1 protein-coding gene is annotated in these 2,106 nt (G+C 60.7%); it reads left to right on the forward strand.

Annotated features, from left to right (window positions below):
- Positions 1–2,106 (forward strand): RHS repeat domain-containing protein (locus LG198_RS14285; protein ID WP_230343868.1); only part of this gene is annotated, 2,106 nt, incomplete at both ends.

Raw genomic sequence — 2,106 nt, forward strand, 5'->3', positions numbered from 1 at the left:
CCGACAAGTTGGGCCGGGTCACCTTGCAGATCAACCCGGACGGCGCAGTCACTGCCTATAGCTACAATGCCTTTGGGCAGCAGACCCAAGTCGCCAGGCTGGCCACCCGCTATACCGGGTCTCTCAGTACTACCGTCACCCCAAGCGTCACCTACTCAGGCAGCGACCAGCTGCAGGGCACGGCGTATGATCGCCTGGGCCAGGTCACTGCGATCACCACCTGGTGGGGCGGGCTGGGCACGAGCGAGTACTATAACGAAGGCTACACCTACGACGCCTTCGGCAACGTCAAGACCGCCACCGCGAGGAATGGTGCCGTCACCACCTACACTTACGACAAACTCAACCGCAAGGTGAGCGAGACCCTGCCGATCCAATCGAGAAACGATAGCAACCAACTGGTAGCCGTAGTCAACACCTACGCCTACGATGCCGCAGGCAATCTCGTGACCAGGACCGAGGCTGCGGGCCTGCCCGAACAACGCATCACCAGCTACACCTACGACAAGCACAACCGCCTGCTGAGCGAAGCGGGCGACACCTTCCAGGCCTACCACCCCGTGACCAACAGCACCGTCTCCGTCACCCCGACCAAGTACCACGCCTATGATGCCCGTGGCAACCTGGTGCAGGAGACCGATGCCAACGGCCACATCACCTGGCACACCTACGACCTGAACAACCAGCGTACCGGCACCATCGCCGCGGATGGCAGCTACACCCGCACCACCTACGACCAGACCGGCAACCAGGTCAGCGAGATCCGCTACGCCAATGCGGTCAAGACCAGTGGCACTGCCCAGCTCACGGCTGGCACCATTCCTGAATTACTGACTGCAGCCCCTACCGCTGGCAGCAACAAGGTGTACGTTCTGCTGGATGCGACCCAGGACAGGACCGTCTACGTTACCTATGACAAGATAGGGCGCGAGACTGGTACCAGGATCGAGGACATCACCACCGGCACCTACAACCCTGATATTGCTGGCGGACAATACCAGGTGACGACGGGCGACATCACGACCAGCAAGGCCTATGACGCCAACGGCAACCTGGTGAAGAGCGTGGACGCCAATGGCAACGTCACGCGGTATTACTACAATCAGGCGGGTGAACAAGTGGCGAAGGTCGATGCCTTGGGCTACCTCACCACCTGGACGCGGGATGCGTTCGGCAATGTGACGACGGAGACGCAGTATGCGCAGAGCGTCAGCACGGGTGCCTCTCCGCTGACCATGGATGACAGCACGACCCTGGCGGCGATCCAGGCCAAGGCGGTGACGCTCGCCAGCCACGCGGACAACCGCATCACCGAGCGTACTTACGATGCGCTCAATCGCGTCAAGACGGAAAGCCGGCTCAATGTGCAGGCGGGGACGATCAACACCAGCAATGGGCAGGTGACGCCGACGACCGGGTCAGCCACCACCACCTACGAATACGACGGGCTCAACAATGTCACGAAGAAGACGGATGCGACGGGGGCCGTCACCAGCTGGATTTACGATGGGATGGGGCGGCGGACCGCCCAGGTCAATCCGGGGTTCACCGACTACGAGGGCACTTACGTCAATCCGCGGACCGACCTGGAATACAACGGGCTCAACAATATCATCCGCGAGGTCGTGCGCGGCAAGGACGACAACACTGAGACCGATGACCATATCACGCGCTATGAGTACAACCAGCTGGGGTTCTTGACGGCGGAGATCGATGCTACCAATGCCAGGACCGAGTACGGCTATGATGCCCATGGCAATGTGACCCGGACGATCCTGCAGGATCGCAGGACGGCGGACCAGGTAGTGAACAACCAGGTTGGGGTGGATGATGTGACGGTGTTGCGTTATGACGCATTGAACCGCCAGGTACGTACCACGGATCAGGGCACGGGATTGATCAGCGAGATCCGCTACAACGGCTTTGGGGAGGTCACGGGCAAGCGCAGTTACGTCGGCACACCACCGGTCACGAGCAACCCCAATGACCCCGTCAGTGGCTGGCAGGAGTTTGCGCAGTATGATCAGGCAGGACGGGTGTGGAAGTCGAATTCAGGCGATGGGGTGACGAAGGTCTATGTCTATGACAAGCAGGGGAACACCACCC

It is taken from the genome of Methylobacillus arboreus, from assembly GCF_020532725.1.
In the GTDB taxonomy this organism is placed as follows: domain Bacteria; phylum Pseudomonadota; class Gammaproteobacteria; order Burkholderiales; family Methylophilaceae; genus Methylobacillus; species Methylobacillus arboreus.